The sequence below is a fragment of the Peribacillus sp. NPDC058002 genome, from assembly GCF_042886655.1.
GTDB lineage: Bacteria > Bacillota > Bacilli > Bacillales > DSM-1321 > Peribacillus > Peribacillus aracenensis.
On sequence record NZ_JBHVQU010000036.1, the window covers coordinates 1 to 15,473 of the forward strand.

At 41.8% G+C, this 15,473-nt stretch carries 15 protein-coding genes and 10 tRNA genes; 1 reads left to right on the forward strand and 24 read right to left on the reverse strand.

All coding sequences use genetic code 11. The features are described 5' to 3' along the window. Positions 1–57 precede the first annotated feature (57 nt). The 21 genes from ACFVSH_RS09385 to ACFVSH_RS09485 all read right to left on the reverse strand — a co-directional run bounded on the left by ACFVSH_RS09385 (position 58) and on the right by ACFVSH_RS09485 (position 11,798). A tRNA-Gly gene (locus ACFVSH_RS09385) sits at positions 58–131 on the reverse strand. 29 nt (positions 132–160) lie between these two features. Beyond that, positions 161–237 (reverse strand) — tRNA-Pro (locus tag ACFVSH_RS09390). Positions 238–244: 7 nt separating this feature from the next. Continuing rightward, positions 245–321 (reverse strand) — tRNA-Arg (locus ACFVSH_RS09395). Between the two features lie 18 nt (positions 322–339). Beyond that, positions 340–425: transfer RNA gene (locus ACFVSH_RS09400), tRNA-Leu, on the reverse strand. 58 nt (positions 426–483) lie between these two features. After that, a tRNA-Leu gene (locus ACFVSH_RS09405) sits at positions 484–565 on the reverse strand. Positions 566–573: 8 nt separating this feature from the next. Continuing rightward, positions 574–649 (reverse strand) — tRNA-Lys (locus tag ACFVSH_RS09410). Positions 650–658: 9 nt separating this feature from the next. Continuing rightward, positions 659–733 (reverse strand) — tRNA-Gln (locus ACFVSH_RS09415). Positions 734–810: 77 nt separating this feature from the next. Continuing rightward, positions 811–886, reverse strand: a tRNA-Asp gene (locus ACFVSH_RS09420). A 23-nt stretch (positions 887–909) separates the two neighbouring features. Continuing rightward, positions 910–981: transfer RNA gene (locus ACFVSH_RS09425), tRNA-Glu, on the reverse strand. A gap of 8 nt (positions 982–989) precedes the next feature. Continuing rightward, positions 990–1,065 (reverse strand) — tRNA-Lys (locus ACFVSH_RS09430). Between the two features lie 244 nt (positions 1,066–1,309). Next, positions 1,310–2,602: an adenylosuccinate synthase gene (locus ACFVSH_RS09435; protein ID WP_192207363.1), complete on the reverse strand. Its 1,293-nt coding sequence runs from the start codon at positions 2,600–2,602 to the stop codon at positions 1,310–1,312. Positions 2,603–2,891: 289 nt separating this feature from the next. Beyond that, a complete protein-coding gene (gene dnaB / locus ACFVSH_RS09440) occupies positions 2,892–4,256 on the reverse strand; it encodes a replicative DNA helicase (protein WP_063234298.1) in 1,365 nt (454 codons plus the stop codon). A gap of 140 nt (positions 4,257–4,396) precedes the next feature. Then, positions 4,397–4,846 carry a 50S ribosomal protein L9 gene (rplI, locus tag ACFVSH_RS09445; protein WP_076368495.1) on the reverse strand — a complete coding sequence of 150 codons (450 nt, stop codon included), beginning with the start codon at positions 4,844–4,846 and terminating at the stop codon, positions 4,397–4,399. Beyond that, positions 4,843–6,813: a DHH family phosphoesterase gene (locus ACFVSH_RS09450; protein ID WP_387604970.1), complete on the reverse strand. Its 1,971-nt coding sequence runs from the start codon at positions 6,811–6,813 to the stop codon at positions 4,843–4,845. The genes rplI and ACFVSH_RS09450 overlap by 4 nt, the downstream gene beginning before the upstream one ends. 41 nt (positions 6,814–6,854) lie before the next feature. After that, complete coding sequence (locus ACFVSH_RS09455) at positions 6,855–7,802, reverse strand: YybS family protein (RefSeq protein ID WP_260285776.1); 948 nt, start codon at positions 7,800–7,802, stop codon at positions 6,855–6,857. 236 nt (positions 7,803–8,038) lie between these two features. After that, a complete protein-coding gene (rpsR, locus tag ACFVSH_RS09460) occupies positions 8,039–8,278 on the reverse strand; it encodes a 30S ribosomal protein S18 (RefSeq protein WP_034316147.1) in 240 nt (79 codons plus the stop codon). 47 nt (positions 8,279–8,325) lie between these two features. Continuing rightward, entirely contained in the window at positions 8,326–8,853 is a 528-nt protein-coding gene (gene ssb / locus ACFVSH_RS09465) for a single-stranded DNA-binding protein (RefSeq protein ID WP_034316149.1), read from the reverse strand. Between the two features lie 69 nt (positions 8,854–8,922). Further along, positions 8,923–9,207, reverse strand: coding sequence for a 30S ribosomal protein S6 (rpsF, locus tag ACFVSH_RS09470; RefSeq protein ID WP_053348321.1), 285 nt, complete (start codon positions 9,205–9,207; stop codon positions 8,923–8,925). A gap of 268 nt (positions 9,208–9,475) precedes the next feature. Next, positions 9,476–10,576: a redox-regulated ATPase YchF gene (ychF, locus tag ACFVSH_RS09475; protein ID WP_076368500.1), complete on the reverse strand. Its 1,101-nt coding sequence runs from the start codon at positions 10,574–10,576 to the stop codon at positions 9,476–9,478. Positions 10,577–10,743: 167 nt separating this feature from the next. Continuing rightward, a complete protein-coding gene (locus tag ACFVSH_RS09480) occupies positions 10,744–10,941 on the reverse strand; it encodes a DUF951 domain-containing protein (RefSeq protein WP_076368501.1) in 198 nt (65 codons plus the stop codon). A gap of 20 nt (positions 10,942–10,961) precedes the next feature. Continuing rightward, positions 10,962–11,798 carry a mechanosensitive ion channel family protein gene (locus ACFVSH_RS09485; protein ID WP_192207368.1) on the reverse strand — a complete coding sequence of 279 codons (837 nt, stop codon included), beginning with the start codon at positions 11,796–11,798 and terminating at the stop codon, positions 10,962–10,964. Between the two features lie 388 nt (positions 11,799–12,186). Between ACFVSH_RS09485 and yyaC the strand changes: the two genes are divergently transcribed. Next, the gene (gene yyaC, locus ACFVSH_RS09490; RefSeq protein WP_387604969.1) at positions 12,187–12,822 is read left to right on the forward strand and encodes a spore protease YyaC; all 636 of its coding nucleotides are present in this window, start codon (positions 12,187–12,189) and stop codon (positions 12,820–12,822) included. A gap of 58 nt (positions 12,823–12,880) precedes the next feature. Here the strand turns inward: yyaC and ACFVSH_RS09495 are convergent, their stop codons facing one another. The 3 genes from ACFVSH_RS09495 to ACFVSH_RS09505 are packed head-to-tail and all read right to left on the reverse strand — an operon-like array spanning position 12,881 to position 15,250. Further along, on the reverse strand, positions 12,881–13,582 hold the full coding sequence (locus tag ACFVSH_RS09495; RefSeq protein WP_192207370.1) for a DUF554 domain-containing protein: 702 nt from the start codon (positions 13,580–13,582) through the stop codon (positions 12,881–12,883). Between the two features lie 53 nt (positions 13,583–13,635). Further along, positions 13,636–14,496, reverse strand: coding sequence for a ParB/RepB/Spo0J family partition protein (locus tag ACFVSH_RS09500; protein WP_192207371.1), 861 nt, complete (start codon positions 14,494–14,496; stop codon positions 13,636–13,638). Further along, positions 14,489–15,250 (reverse strand): ParA family protein, encoded by a 762-nt coding sequence (locus ACFVSH_RS09505; protein WP_230300205.1) that lies wholly within the window; start codon positions 15,248–15,250, stop codon positions 14,489–14,491. Before ACFVSH_RS09505 ends, ACFVSH_RS09500 begins: the two co-directional genes overlap by 8 nt. Positions 15,251–15,473: the final 223 nt, after the last annotated feature.

Sequence of the window (15,473 nt, forward strand, 5' to 3'; positions counted from 1 at the left end):
GCTCACTTAAAATTTAACGTTGGCGCTTTGTTTTGTTCAGTTTTCAAAGAGCAATAATGGAGCGGGTGAAGAGAATCGAACTCTCATCATCAGCTTGGAAGGCTGAGGTTTTACCACTAAACTACACCCGCATTTAATTTTGAAATATTTTAAGAAAGAATGGTCGGGAAGACAGGATTCGAACCTGCGACCCCTTGGTCCCAAACCAAGTGCTCTACCAAGCTGAGCTACTTCCCGTAAAATATGGTGCGCCCGGCGGGAGTCGAACCTACAACCTTCTGATTCGTAGTCAGATGCTCTATCCAATTGAGCTACGGGCGCTAATTTCTATGATGTTATTGGTGCGGCCGAGAGGAGTCGAACCTCCACGGGGTCTCCCCCACTAGGCCCTCAACCTAGCGCGTCTGCCATTCCGCCACGACCGCGAAAGCGACTTTGTAAGTTTAACACCTTTTCAACTTGATGTCAAGAAGAAAATATCAGTGCGGGTGAAGGGACTTGAACCCCCACGCCTTGCGGCGCCAGATCCTAAGTCTGGTGCGTCTGCCAATTCCGCCACACCCGCGAAAAAAATGGTGAGCCATGAAGGATTCGAACCTTCGACCCTCTGATTAAAAGTCAGATGCTCTACCAACTGAGCTAATGGCTCTAAATAAAATGGCTGGGCTAGAAGGGATCGAACCTTCGCATGACGGAATCAAAATCCGTTGCCTTACCGCTTGGCTATAGCCCAATAAACAATTACTAATTAACAGCCAGGATAATATTATATCACGATAATATTATTTTAACAAGTGTTTTTTAAAAAAATGGCGGTCCCGACGGGAATCGAACCCGCGATCTCCTGCGTGACAGGCAGGCATGTTAACCGCTACACCACGGGACCAGTAAAGCTTTTATATAAAGAAGTGACCCATACGGGATTCGAACCCGTGTTACCGCCGTGAAAGGGCGGTGTCTTAACCGCTTGACCAATGGGCCGGAAAAAATGGTGAGCCATGAAGGATTCGAACCTTCGACCCTCTGATTAAAAGTCAGATGCTCTACCAACTGAGCTAATGGCTCGTACTAATGAAATGTTTCTTTTCAAGATGTTAACTTCTATTGTGACGACGCTTTTGATAATATCATGGTTCATATAGGTTAGGCAATACTTTTTTGAAATAAAATTATTTTTTTCTTATTTTTTTCATTTTCCAACAGTTTAATCCATTCATTCGGTATCCAGGACCTCCAAAACGTGACATATAATGGATGGATGTTAATAAGGAAAGAAGAGCCGGCAAAAATGCCAGCTCTTTTTCAAGAATTACGCTAGACGCCAAGGGCTTCTCACGACATTTGTTTGGTTACGGTCAGGACCGACAGAGAAAGTGGTCAAAGGAATGCCAACCAATTGAGATACGCGCTCTACATAGTGGCGAGCGTTCTCTGGAAGCTCATCCAATGATTTGCAACCTGTAATGTCTTCTGACCAGCCTGGTAGTTCTTCATAGACTGGTTTACATTCGCCAATCGCTTTCAAAGTCGCTGGAACTTCATGAATGATCTCGCCTTTGTATTCATAAGCCACACAAATTTTGACCGTATCAAGACCTGATAATACGTCAATCGAGTTCAATGATAAATCGGTAATCCCGCTGACACGGCGAGCATGGCGAACGACAACAGCGTCGAACCAGCCTACACGGCGCGGTCTGCCTGTAGTTGTACCATATTCACGGCCAACTTCCCGGATTTGGTTGCCGACTTCATCATGCAATTCTGTAGGGAAAGGACCATCGCCCACACGGCTTGTGTATGCTTTACATACTCCAACCACATGGTTGATTTTCGTAGGACCTACACCAGAACCGATCGTAACTCCACCTGCAACCGGGTTAGATGAAGTGACGAATGGGTATGTTCCTTGATCGATATCAAGCATGACACCTTGTGCCCCTTCGAATAATACCCGTTTTCCTTCATCAAGTGCGTCATTCAATACAACGGATGTATCACAAACATATTTCTGAACTTGTTGTCCGTACTCATAGTATTCTTCCAAGATATCTTCGATCTTGAAACCTTCCGTTTCATAGAAACGTTCAAACATACGATTTTTTTCGACAAGATTTTGAGACAATTTTTCCTCGAAAATTTCACGGTCCAATAGGTCTGCCATGCGGATTCCGTTACGAGCAGCTTTGTCCATATATGCAGGGCCGATTCCCTTTTTAGTCGTTCCAATTTTGTTGGCGCCTTTACGGTCTTCTTCGACTTCATCCAATTTGATATGGTAAGGAAGAATGACATGTGCACGGTTCGAAATACGAAGATTATCCGTACTCACCCCGTGGCTATGTAAATAAGCAAGTTCCTCTACAAGAGCTTTTGGATCAACCACCATACCATTTCCAATGACACAAATCTTATCACTATAAAAAATCCCTGACGGAATTAAATGCAGTTTATAGGTAACGCCGTTAAATTTTATTGTATGCCCTGCATTATTCCCACCTTGATAACGAGCGATGGCTTCCGCATTCTGGGATAGAAAATCTGTTATTTTACCTTTACCTTCGTCTCCCCATTGTGTACCGACTACTACAACTGATGACATCTGAATAAAGCACCTCCAAAGGTTCACGTAATACCGATCATTTTAACCGGTTCTTATCAAACAAACCTATTTTATCAATAATCCAAACTGGAAGTCAATACAAAATCCGAACAATACACATTTTAGTAAATACTTTGTTCGTAAATTTGAGAAAATTCTTTCGGTTTTACATTTGGTTTTGGATTGTCAATCACTATTGTACCCGTTGATTTATTTTTCTATTATCATAAGGCCTTTTCTTTTTCCAAAAACAGAGAAAGCCCGCCATTGCAAAATGGCAGGCGGTTCCCTATGCGCCGGGAGACATCGAATCATCATCGAAGCGGCGTTCAAGGTTGACGAATTTATTATATTCTTTTACGAATGCAAGCGAAACCGTGCCTACTGGACCATTACGCTGTTTCGCTATAATGATTTCAATGATATTTTTATTCTCGGATTCTTTATCATAATAATCATCACGGTATAAGAATGCGACGATATCGGCATCTTGCTCGATACTTCCGGATTCCCTGATATCAGACATCATTGGACGCTTATCCTGACGCTGCTCCACTCCCCGCGATAGCTGGGAAAGGGCGATGACGGGCACTTTAAGTTCACGAGCGAGGGCTTTGAGGGAACGTGAAATCTCGGATACCTCTTGCTGACGGTTGTCGCCTGAACGACCATCACCTTGAATTAACTGCAGGTAATCGATCAATATCATGCCAAGGCCATGTTCCTGCTTCAAACGACGGCATTTCGAACGGATTTCACCAATCCTCACACCTGGCGTATCATCGATATAAATGCCGGCATTAGACAAGCTTCCCATCGCCATCGTCAGTTTACGCCAATCCTCATCAGTTAAGGAACCTGTCCGTAAATTCTGGGCGTTGATATTCCCTTCAGCACAGAGCATACGCATAACGAGTTGCTCTGCACCCATTTCAAGACTGAAAATCGCTACATTCTCCTCCGTTTTGGTTGCAACGTTTTGAGCGATATTCAATGCAAAAGCGGTTTTACCAACCGAAGGACGGGCCCCCACTATGATGAGGTCATTACGTTGGAACCCTGCTGTCATTCGATCCAGTTCAGCAAACCCTGTCGGTATTCCCGTGACATCCCCTTTACGGGTAGTCAAAACCTCTATGTTATCGTACGTCGCAACCAATACATCCTTAATATTTTGGAAAGACCCGGAATTCTTACGCTGGGCCACTTCCATGATCGTTTTTTCAGCTTCCCCGAGCAGCTCCTCGACCTCATCCTCGCGACTGTAGCCTTCCTGAGCGATGTTGGTCGCTGTCCTGATCAAACGACGCAGCAATGACTTCTCCTCGACGATGCGGGCATAATATTCAATATTGGCCGCGGTAGGCACCGATCCGGCCAATTCACTTAAATAAGAAACTCCGCCAACTTCTTCAAGGTTTTTTGTCGCAGCCAATTCCTCTGTCACCGTAATCAAATCGACAGCTTTTCCTTCGTCATTCAATTTAAGCATCACATTAAAGATTTTTTGATGAGAGCTTCTGTAAAAATCCTCCGGAATCAAAACTTCCGATGTAACGGTCAATGAAGAGGGCTCAAGAAAAATAGCTCCTAGCACAGCCTGTTCGGCTTCTATATTTTGAGGGGGAATCCTATCCTGAAATTGTTCTATCATATCTTAAAACCTCCCATTCTAAGAGGATACCTTTTATATGTTTCTAGTAAAAATGAAAAAAGTGAAAGGACAACGTGCCCAATCACATTTTTCGTCTATCTCTATTTTATCAATTTTTCACAGATATGAAACAGCTAAAATTAGTTAATTTCTTTCACATGCACAGTCAGTGTCGCAGTGACTTCAGGATGAAGCTTGACTGGAAGCTTTGTATGCCCTAAAGTGCGGATGCCTTCAGCAAGCTCCATTTTACGTTTATCAACCTTGATACCGTGTTTTTTCTGAAGCTCCGATGCAATTTGTTTAGTCGTGATGGAACCGAATAAACGCCCGCCCTCACCGGCTTTTGCAGATAGTTCAACCGTTAATTTCTCCAGCTGCACTTTCAATTCTTCAGCATGCTGCCGCTCTTCTGCTGCAAGTGATTCTTCTTTATTTTTCTGGGCTTCCAAAGTTTTCACATTTGAATTATTTGCTTCAACGGCCAATCCTTGTTTTAGTAGGAAATTATGTGCATAACCATCTGCTACATTTTTAACTTCCCCTTTTTTCCCTTTACCTTTTACGTCTTTCAGAAATATTACTTTCATTCTTTTTGTCCCCCTTCTAAATATTCATCAATAGCTGCTTTCAATCGACTTTCGGCTTCACTAATGGAGCAAACCTGTTGAGTGGCGGCATTTGTTAAATGTCCGCCTCCATTCAACATTTCCATGATCACCTGTACATTGATATCACCTAGAGAACGTGCACTTATGCCAACTGTATCATCAGATCGCTTAGCCATTACGAAAGAAGCCGCTACGCCATCCATGGTCAATAGGGTGTCCGCAGCTTGGGCGATGAGCACCTGATTATGAACCTGATCGGTTTTTGCAGAGGCAATCGCAATTCCCTTTTTATAAAAGGTGACTTCCTCAATGAGCTTCGAACGTTTGATATAGGTGTCCACGTCTTCTTTTAAGAATTTCTGGACAAGTACCGTATCAGCTCCATGCGCCCTTAGATAAGAGGCTGCATCGAAAGTACGTGAACCTGTTCTTAAGGTGAAGCTTTTCGTGTCGACGATGATACCTGCAAGAAGCGCCGTCGACTCCAGCATATCAATCTTTGAGCGTTTCGGTTGATATTCAAGCAGTTCGGTTACAAGTTCTGCTGTTGAAGATGCATATGGCTCCATATAGACGAGCAATGAATTCTTGATGAACTCCTCACCGCGGCGATGATGATCGATGACTACAACCTTATCGATCCTATTCAATAACCGCTCTTCAATCACCATGGAAGGTTTATGTGTATCGACCACAACCAGCAAGGTCTCATCCGTAATCATTTCAAATGCATCATCAGGTGTTATGAACCGGGAATACAGCTCTTCTTTATTTTTGATCTCTTCCATTAAACGAAGGACACTGTTATCGAGCTGCTGGGTATCGATGACAATATAGCCTTCACGTTCATTCATCTGGGCAACCTTCAAGATGCCGATTGCTGAACCGATTGCGTCCATATCCGGGTTTTTATGGCCCATGACAATGACTTTATCGCTATCGAGGACTATATCCTTCAATGCATGGGAAATGACACGTGCACGGACTCTCGTGCGTTTTTCCATCGGATTGGTTTTGCCGCCATAGAATTTCACTTTTCCATTCGCTTGCTTGATCGCTACTTGGTCACCGCCCCGTCCAAGAGCGAGATCCAAGCTGGACTGTGCAAGCGTACCTAGTTCCGGTAAGGATGACACGGCAGAGCCGACCCCGATGCTCAGGGTCAATGGTACATTTTGCTTGGCCGTCGTTTCCCTGATCTCATCCAAAATCGAGAATTTGCCCTTCTCAAGCTGATGAAGGATATGCTCATTAAAGACAGCAATAAATCGTTCCGAGGAAACCCGTTTAAAGAAAACGCCATTATCCCTTGCCCATTTATCAAGAAGTGAGGTAACCAAGCTATTGATGCTGCTTTTACGCTGATCATCCATACCCTGTGTCAAATCATCATAATTATCAAGAAGAATGATCGCAATTGCCGTCCGCTCATCTTCATATAATTTCTCAATTTCCACCTGCTCCGTCACATCAAAAAAGTAAAGAAGCCTTTCATCACGCTTATGGACCACCTTGAATTTCCGATCGTGGAGCGTAAGCGTCTCAGTCTCGATCTCTTGCTTGATCAACGGCACTATCGAGTCCGCAACATCGTATAGCGATCTTCCTGCCAAAGAGTCTTCGCTAAAACAAGAAGCCAGGAATGGATTGGTCCATTCAATGTAATAATCCTCATTAAAGAGCATAATCCCAATCGGCATTTCCAATAACGCTTCCTCGCCCACCTTCTTTAAACGATAGGATAAAGTCGTTATATACTCTTCTGTCTTTTGTTGCTTTTTTTCTACCATTCTTAATGTTAAATAAAATAAACCAGCAAGAATCAATAGTCCAACAAGTGCAATTACCCAATTATAATAAGCCAGTACGCCCAAAAGTAAAACGACTGCGGCCAGCACCCCATACAACGGGGACTTAATCGAGTATTCCTTCAAATAAGATGGCATAGTTTCAGCTCCTAAAAGCATCTGTTTTACAAAAAAGTCTTCTATTCCTTTTTCTTGATTGTCTCCCTAAAAGGAAAGCCTAAATCTATTATACCTAAAAATCGAACGGCCGTCGTAATAATCGGAATCGGCAGCAGCAAAGAAAAAACCACGATTAAAACAGGTATGGCCCTAACCCATGACTTAACATGAGCGATATAGAATATCAGGGAATAACCTTGTAATAAAATGAAGAACTGCAGTATGAAAAATAGGTTCGTTATGGCCATATATACAAAACTGTTCTTGTCCGTATTCACAAAAAGAGCCAGAAGCATCGTAATTAAATAATACCATAAAAGGCTTTTCGGGAGTCGCAGATCTCGAAAATGGGGCCATTTTAACGCCTTATCACTGAATCTCTTCACAATGGGATGCGCTGCAAAGAAAATCAATAAAACCATGATGACGGACATCAAGACGAACAAACTTGGCATCAGCGTGTTCATCATATCGATTGATTCATACATCCGCTTTTTGACTTGTTCCGTCGGTGCCTGTCCAAAAGAATCCATTATACCGATAGTATTTTCGATGGACCCCTCAACCATGTCCATCGATTCTTCTATGTAATTAACATCCGTTATCAATACTGAAGCCGCATATATTAATAAAATGCCTCCCAGGAAGACTAGGACTGCGCTTATGAACATAGGTGCCATCGGTTTGTCCTTTTTTAAAAAATAGCCGATCGCTATTCCCGTTGCCCCCATGAGCAAGGTCAGCGGAACAGACAATATCGTCCCGATGAGGATCGACAATAGCGAGGCTACGAATAAGTAACCAAGGCTCCACGATAACTTTTGTTTGATTGTGACAAGTATGAATGGAATGGGTAAAAAGAAAGTAGTGAAAATACCCAATAGTGGGATTTGAATGGTGATGAACAATAAAATGCAATATAGTGCCAGAAGGGCTCCGCCCTCGGCAATCCGTCTTCCGCTATTCATCTTTATTTCACCCCCTGTTATTATTGATGTCTTATCTCCATCTTTATATTGTATCCGTTACGGCCAGGATATTTCAAACATCACATTCTTTTTTAGGATATGATTATTTTTTCTGAGGAAAACGTCCGGATAACTTCCTGATGAAATAAAAAAACCGCAATTCAGCGGTTTTCAGGCATGAGTGACAACTTATAAAAAAAGGCACATTAAGGATAACTCCTCAATGTGCCCTTTTATTATTCACCAGATACATATGGTAGTAATGCCATAGTACGTGAGCGTTTAATAGCAATCGTTAATTTACGTTGATATTTAGCGCTTGTACCAGTTACACGACGTGGTAAAATTTTACCGCGTTCTGAGACGAATTTTTTAAGAAGATCTACATCTTTGTAATCAATTTTAGTGATTCCGTTAGATGTGAAATAACAAACCTTTTTACGCTTACCGCGTCCTTTACGTCCACCCATTGCCATGATAAATTTCCCTCCCTGCTTTTTGAATTTTCATTTTAAACGGCTGTTTAAAACGGAAGATCGTCATCTGAAATGTCGATTGTCTTACCGTCATTTGCAAACGGATCGTCATCTACACGAGTGTAGTTGTTATTGCTCCGTTGATTCTGATTAGGATTTTGTCCATACGAATTGTTGTCATTTCCGTTATTATTGCCATAACTTCTTTGACCTCCACCGTAAGAACCGCCTTCATTTCTTTCACCCGCTGAACTGCTTCGTGGTTCAAGGAATTGAACGCTCTCAGCCAGAATCTCCGTCACATATACGCGTTTGCCGTCTTGTCCTTCATAATTACGTGTTTGGACACGTCCATCCACGCCAGCTAAACTGCCCTTTTTCAAGAAGTTAGCTACATTTTCTGCCGGTTTACGCCAAACTACACAGTTAATGAAATCCGCTTCACGTTCACCCTGCTGATTCGTAAAACTACGGTTCACAGCTAAAGTAAAGGTAGCAACGGGAACTCCATTAGGTGTATATCGTAATTCAGGATCTTTAGTTAAGCGTCCTACCAAAACTACGCGATTCATCATCAGAATCAACCCCTAGGTTTCAATCTTGTTTCATATGAAACAAGATTAGAATTTATATTAAATATCGGATTATTCTTCTTCTCTAGTAGCCATGTGGCGAATAATGTCTTCACTGATTTTAGCAAGACGATCGAATTCTTGAATCGCAGCACTTTCAGCGTTAACTTTAAGAAGCATGTAGTAACCATCGCGGAAATCATTGATTTCATATGCAAGACGGCGTTTACCCCATTCTTTTGCTTCTACTTCCGCACCATTATCAGAAAGGATTGTGTTGAAACGTTCAACTAAAGCTTTTTTAGCTTCTTCCTCAATGTTTGGACGGATGATATACATAATTTCGTATTTTCTCATCACTGTCACCTCCTTTTGGTCTAAGCGGCCCAATTGGGCAAGGAGCAATTATTTATAATTACTCACAAGATAAAATTATAGCATAGTTAAAGAGGCTTTGCAACGAACGGTTCGACTTATTACAAATAATTGTAATCCAATGACCGTTGATTTCCACTTCAGGCACTCGCTTTCCGCGGGCGGTCCGGGAGCCTCCCTTCCGTTCCAATCAACTCCTTTTGTCGACAAACTGAAAGACCCTACTTATGAACGGTAGGGTCCTTGATTCTTAAACGTTAAAACGGAAATGGATAACATCGCCATCGTTAACGATGTATTCTTTTCCTTCCAAACGAACTTTACCTGCTTCTTTTGCAGCACCATGACTGCCCGCTTCAAGTAGATCGGTATAAGAAACCGTTTCGGCACGGATGAAACCACGTTCGAAGTCCGTGTGAATGACGCCTGCACATTGAGGGGCTTTCATTCCTTTGCGGAATGTCCAAGCTCGCACTTCCTGTACACCAGCTGTAAAGTATGTTGCCAATCCAAGCAGGTTATAAGAAGCACGGATCAACTGATCAAGACCTGACTCCTCGATGCCAAGTTCAGATAGGAACATTTCCTTTTCTTCACCTTCAAGCTCTGCAATTTCTTCTTCGATTTTGGCACAAATCACGATCACTTCGGCATTTTCCTTAGCAGCATATTCACGAACTTGCTGTACATATTCATTATCGTCAGCATTCGCCACTTCATCTTCGCTCACGTTCGCCACATAAAGCGTCGGTTTCGCTGTAAGTAAATGCATGCCCTTCACGATTTTTTGCTGTTCTTCAGTGAACTCGACGGTACGTGCAGGCTTTTCATCTTCCAATGCTTCTTTTAAAGCTACAAGGATTTCATGTTCTGCCACAGCGGCTTTATCTTTTTGCTTGGCCATTTTTCCGACACGGTCGATGCGTTTGACAACAGATTCCAAATCGGCAAGGATCAATTCAAGGTTGATGACTTCGATATCATCGATTGGATTCACTTTTCCGGAGACATGGGTGATGTTATCGTCTGCAAAACAACGGACGACTTGACAAATTGCATCCACTTGACGGATATGGGAAAGGAATTTATTGCCCAATCCTTCTCCTTTACTTGCTCCTTTTACAATCCCGGCGATATCCGTGAATTCAAATGCTGTCGGAACGGTTTTTTTCGGTTTTACCAATTCAGTCAGTTTTTGCAGACGGTGATCTGGCACTTCCACGATCCCGACATTTGGGTCGATCGTACAGAAAGGATAGTTAGCAGATTCCGCACCCGCCTGAGTAATTGCATTAAATAAAGTGGATTTACCTACGTTAGGCAAACCGACTATACCAGCTGTTAAAGCCATTTATATTTCACTCCTTCAAGATGATTCGTACATATGGGAAAAGAACTGATCTTCTTTAAAGACCCTCCAATTACCTAAACCTTTCCCAATTATAGATTTCGCTTCCTAAAAAGACAAGTAAATCATGAGAAACGCAGGACTACTTTCACTCCAAAAAAAAAGCATGATCACTCCTCATGCTTTTGCAGAACTTTTTTCATTTTCTTCGCGAATTCACGTCGAGGCAGCATCACGCTATGGCCGCACCCTTCACATTTTATCCGGATATCCATACCGATCCGTATAATTCTCCACTTATTCACTCCACAAGGATGCGGTTTCTTCATTTCCACAATATCCTTAAGTGCAAATTCCTTTTCTTCCATAACCATGAGCCCCCTAATTCCTATGACTCGCTGCCATTGTACGTAGATTTAATCCCACTTGAATCAAGCGCAGCACTTATTTCAATTCTTAATATCCTACTGATTTCAATGTGATGCATCGGCTTTGTTTCCGCCTTAATCCGAAAGACGATTTCTTCAGGACTAATTTTTTCAATTCCCAAAAATTCAGGTGTTTTGATCAATGCATCGTATTTGCCCTCCATACTGTTTAAAAGATCAATCAGCACCTTTTCAGCACGCTCGATCGATCCATCGTTAGGTATGGTCACATCAACAACAGCCATACTATTTAAAATGGAATAATTCGTGACCTGAACGATGCTTCCGTTGGGTATGAAATGCAATTCACCTGCACCGCTTTTAATTTTCGTTGTACGAAGCCCGATTTCAATGACTTCCCCTTCAAAATTATTGATTTTAATATAATCCCCAACCGAGAAATGATCTTCAAAAATAACGAAAAATCCTGTAATTATATCCTTGACCAAACTTTGAGCACCAAAACCAACTGCCAAACCGAGAACACCGGCACCAGCGAGTAATGGCATTACTTCAATCCCGAAAATTTCCAGAATCATTATCAAGGCAATGAAATTGATGACATAGGTAATGATATTTTCGAGCAATTTAATGAGTGTCGCTTCCCTGCGCTCCGATACCCGAATGGGACTCCTTAAACGCGCTTTGAAAAATTTATTCAGAATAGTCTTTCCTATTCTAATAATAATACGCGATAACAACAGAACAAGGAAGATTTTAATAATCCCCTCGCCCATCAGCAGCCATATCTTTTCATCCAATATCTCTTTTGTAACGTTATCATAAATGCGATCCATATTTTCCTCCTGCCTAATGCAATTAACTGCAAAACTTTTATATCGTCTATATGATTTTTCCATATAGACGGATTCCTCTACCCTTCATGCACTGATATAACCATGAAGTAGAGGATTTTCTCTATTTTATCAATAAATAATGGTTTCTGTACAAAAAAAAATTGGGTATATAGGTAAAAGAATTAGAAGTTTTTTCCCAAATATTAAAGTAATTATTTACTAGAAAGTATAAATGAAAGCAATTGGTAGAGGATAACGCCGATTCATATCCCCTTCACCTGTTTGCATGTTCTACAAAAAATTCCCTCATCCAAGATGTTAAATACCGTATATTTTCCCCTTTTTATCCGTATACTGTAATACCAAATAAAGTAAAGGAGTTGAGCCGATGAATCTGAATTCTAGTCTATTTAATAATAATAAAAATAGATTGAGTCGCATCCTGCATGAAGATACGGATGCATCCAAACAAATTTCCCAGGAATTAATCAATCTCCTACCGACCGGAAAGCTCCAACCAATCGTCATCGTCTGCATAGGCACGGACCGTTCCACAGGCGATTCACTCGGACCACTTGTCGGCACTCTGCTTAGTGAAAAAGCTGAAAACGGTTCTTCTTCATTCCATGTTCATGGTACTCTGGATGACCCTATACATGCGATGAATTTACATGAAAAATTAAATGAAATCAAAAAGATGCACGCCAATCCCTTTATCGTCGGAATCGATGCTTGCTTAGGGAAAATGAAAAGCGTCGGCATCGTTCAAATCGGCCAGGGACCAGTGAAGCCAGGGGCTGGGGTCAATAAAGACCTTCCTTCCGTCGGAAATGCACATATTACAGGAATCGTGAATGTAAGTGGATTCATGGAGTTCATGGTCTTGCAGAACACACGTCTTAATCTTGTGCTAAAAATGGCCAAAACCATTGCCGAGGGGATTTATGAAGCACAAAATCATTATCCAGTAAAACCTTCCATCACTCCTTTCACATGGTCATTCAAGCAAGAAAAAACCCTATGATCGGTTTTTTCTTATCATAAAAAAGAAGGAAAGGGCCAGCCATCCCCTTCCTTCTTTTTTATACATAATACATGAGAGTAACCAGAATCGCGGTGATCATTATGCCCGGAAGCAGATTTGCCACCCTTATTTTGGTCAGACCGATAATATTCAAACCAATTGCCAAAATCATGACTCCCCCAGTTGCCGTCATTTCCAGTATAAAGGAATCCATTAAAGCAGTTGGGATCATCGTATTGATCTGCCTTGAGAAAATCGCTATGAATCCCTCATAAAGAATGACCGGAAATGCTGAAAAAAGTACACCTATGCCAAGCGTACTGGCGAGGACCAATGCTGTAAAGCCATCGATGATCGCTTTTGTTATCAAAACGTCATGATCATTCCGGATACCGCTATCCAGGGCACCGATGATGGCCATCGCCCCAATGCCAAATATGAGCGTGGCCGTTACAAATCCCTGAGATATCGAAATTCCTTCCTTCGCTTTCATCCTGCGTTCAAGCCAATTGCCTAAAGAATTTAGCCTAGCCTCAAGATTCATCCATTCACCGAGGACAGCCCCTCCAACAATACTTAAAATGACAACAAGGAAATTATCGCTTTTTAAGCCCATCTGCAAACCTAAGACCATGACGGCCAAACCGATACCGCTCATAACCGTTTCTTTTATCTTTTCAGGTATATGTTGTAAAAACCTTCCTAAAATCGAACCGATTAAAATACAGGCACCATTCACCAAAGCCCCTAATAATACCATCTCATCCACCTAATTTTCTGCATATGTCGTCACGGTCTTTTCATAAAGGGGATCTAAGAGGATAGGTTCTCTTGATCGATCAAGTTCAAAATTCTCTCTAAATCTTCCTTTGAAAAGAATTCTATTTCTATTTTTCCTTTTTTCTTGCTTTGTTTTATCGTTACGCTCGTTCCTAGTCTTTCACGCAGACTTGTCTCCCGTTGCTTTATGAAGATATCTTTTTTTTCTTGTTTCTTAGGTTTAGTTTCACGTGAAACGGTATCATTCAATTGATGTATATATTGCTCTAGCTGTCTGACATTCATTCCTTCTTTGAGGATTTTATCCGCTACCGGCTTAAGCATCTCTTTTTTCTTTAAACCTAGCAATGCCCGGCCATGCCCCATGGAAATTTCCCCGTCGGAGATATATCTCCTAATCCCTTCAGGCAAAGATAGCAATCTAACATGGTTTGCGATATGGGGACGGCTTTTCCCCAGCCGATTGGCCAACTGCTCCTGGGTGAATTCCAATTTTTCCAGAAGCGTTTGATAAGCGACAGCCTCCTCGATCGGATTCAAATCTTCCCTTTGCAGGTTTTCCAAAATCGCCAGTTCCATCATCTGCTGTTCGCTCAATTTCCTCACAACGACCGGAACTGTCTTTAAACCAGCTTCCTCGGCAGCACGATAACGCCTTTCCCCAGCAACGATTTCATATCCCTTAATGCTTTCCCGGGCAATAATCGGCTGTAATATCCCATGTTCCATGATGGATTGCTTTAATTCCTCTATAGCTTCAAGCCGAAAGCTCTTCCGGGGCTGATAAGGATTTGGCCTTAATTCCCTTAATTTGATTTCTCGCACGATTTCATCTTTACTGATTTCCCCACTATTGAAAAGTGCGTTAAGTCCTTTGCCAAGTCCTTTAGCCATTTGATACCACTTCCTTTGCCAGTTCTAAATAGACCTCCGCCCCTCGTGACTTTGGATCATATATAATTATCGGTTCTCCATGGCTCGGTGCTTCACTCAAACGGACATTGCGGGGAATGATGGTTTGATAGACTTTATCCTGAAAGTATTTTTTGACCTCTTCTATGACCTGGAGACCTAGATTCGTTCTTGCATCCAACATCGTCAATAGCACACCCTCGATTTTCAAATCATGGTTCAAATGCTTTTGGACGAGGCGGACCGTGTTCAATAGTTGACTCAAACCTTCCAATGCATAGTATTCACATTGTACCGGAATCAAAACTGCATCGGCGGCCGTTAAGGCATTAAGCGTAAGCAAACCCAATGATGGAGGGCAGTCTATCACAATGTAATCATATTGGCCCTGCACCTCTTCTAATGCCCTTTTTAACCGGACTTCCCTAGAGATGGTTGGAACAAGTTCAATTTCTGCACCTGCCAGTTGAATTGTCGCAGGTATGGCATATAGGTTTTCTACCTTTGTTTCCATGATGACGGTACTGGCCTCGATATCATCAACCAATACATCATAAATACATTGTTCCACATCTGCTTTGTCAATACCTGCACCGCTTGTCGCATTTCCCTGCGGGTCAATATCGACCATTAAGACTTTCTGTCCTATGTAAGCAAGACAAGCACTTAGGCTGACAGAAGTTGTCGTTTTTCCAACACCGCCCTTTTGATTGGCAATGGCGAGAATCTTACCCACGAATTCACCCGCTTTCAACTATCTTCATCACGCTTTTATCTATTGATTTTTACCGTAAATCCATTTATTTCTTTCTATTTTATCATGAATGTTACTGGAAGAAATCGTTTTCTGAAATTCCTCTTAAAATTTGAAATATATCTAAAAGCATTAAAAATCCGGGAAAAGTTGAATGTTTTTTAAAGTGGAAATACCAGTTTTGACCGAAAATAAAAAAAGCTTG

Excerpts from the sequence above, each read along its gene's own strand:
- ACFVSH_RS09435 (WP_192207363.1), bottom strand. The coding sequence starts at position 2,602 with ATGTCATCAGTTGTAGTAGTCGGTACACAATGGGGAGACGAAGGTAAA.
- dnaB (WP_063234298.1), bottom strand. The coding sequence starts at position 4,256 with ATGATAGAACAATTTCAGGATAGGATTCCCCCTCAAAATATAGAAGCC.
- rplI (WP_076368495.1), bottom strand. The coding sequence starts at position 4,846 with ATGAAAGTAATATTTCTGAAAGACGTAAAAGGTAAAGGGAAAAAAGGG.
- ACFVSH_RS09450 (WP_387604970.1), bottom strand. The coding sequence starts at position 6,813 with ATGCCATCTTATTTGAAGGAATACTCGATTAAGTCCCCGTTGTATGGG.
- ACFVSH_RS09455 (WP_260285776.1), bottom strand. The coding sequence starts at position 7,802 with ATGAATAGCGGAAGACGGATTGCCGAGGGCGGAGCCCTTCTGGCACTA.
- rpsR (WP_034316147.1), bottom strand. The coding sequence starts at position 8,278 with ATGGCAATGGGTGGACGTAAAGGACGCGGTAAGCGTAAAAAGGTTTGT.
- ssb (WP_034316149.1), bottom strand. The coding sequence starts at position 8,853 with ATGATGAATCGCGTAGTTTTGGTAGGACGCTTAACTAAAGATCCTGAA.
- rpsF (WP_053348321.1), bottom strand. The coding sequence starts at position 9,207 with ATGAGAAAATACGAAATTATGTATATCATCCGTCCAAACATTGAGGAA.
- ychF (WP_076368500.1), bottom strand. The coding sequence starts at position 10,576 with ATGGCTTTAACAGCTGGTATAGTCGGTTTGCCTAACGTAGGTAAATCC.
- ACFVSH_RS09480 (WP_076368501.1), bottom strand. The coding sequence starts at position 10,941 with ATGGAAGAAAAGGAATTTGCACTTAAGGATATTGTGGAAATGAAGAAA.
- ACFVSH_RS09485 (WP_192207368.1), bottom strand. The coding sequence starts at position 11,798 with ATGGATCGCATTTATGATAACGTTACAAAAGAGATATTGGATGAAAAG.
- yyaC (WP_387604969.1), top strand. The coding sequence starts at position 12,187 with ATGAATCTGAATTCTAGTCTATTTAATAATAATAAAAATAGATTGAGT.
- ACFVSH_RS09495 (WP_192207370.1), bottom strand. The coding sequence starts at position 13,582 with ATGGTATTATTAGGGGCTTTGGTGAATGGTGCCTGTATTTTAATCGGT.
- ACFVSH_RS09500 (WP_192207371.1), bottom strand. The coding sequence starts at position 14,496 with ATGGCTAAAGGACTTGGCAAAGGACTTAACGCACTTTTCAATAGTGGG.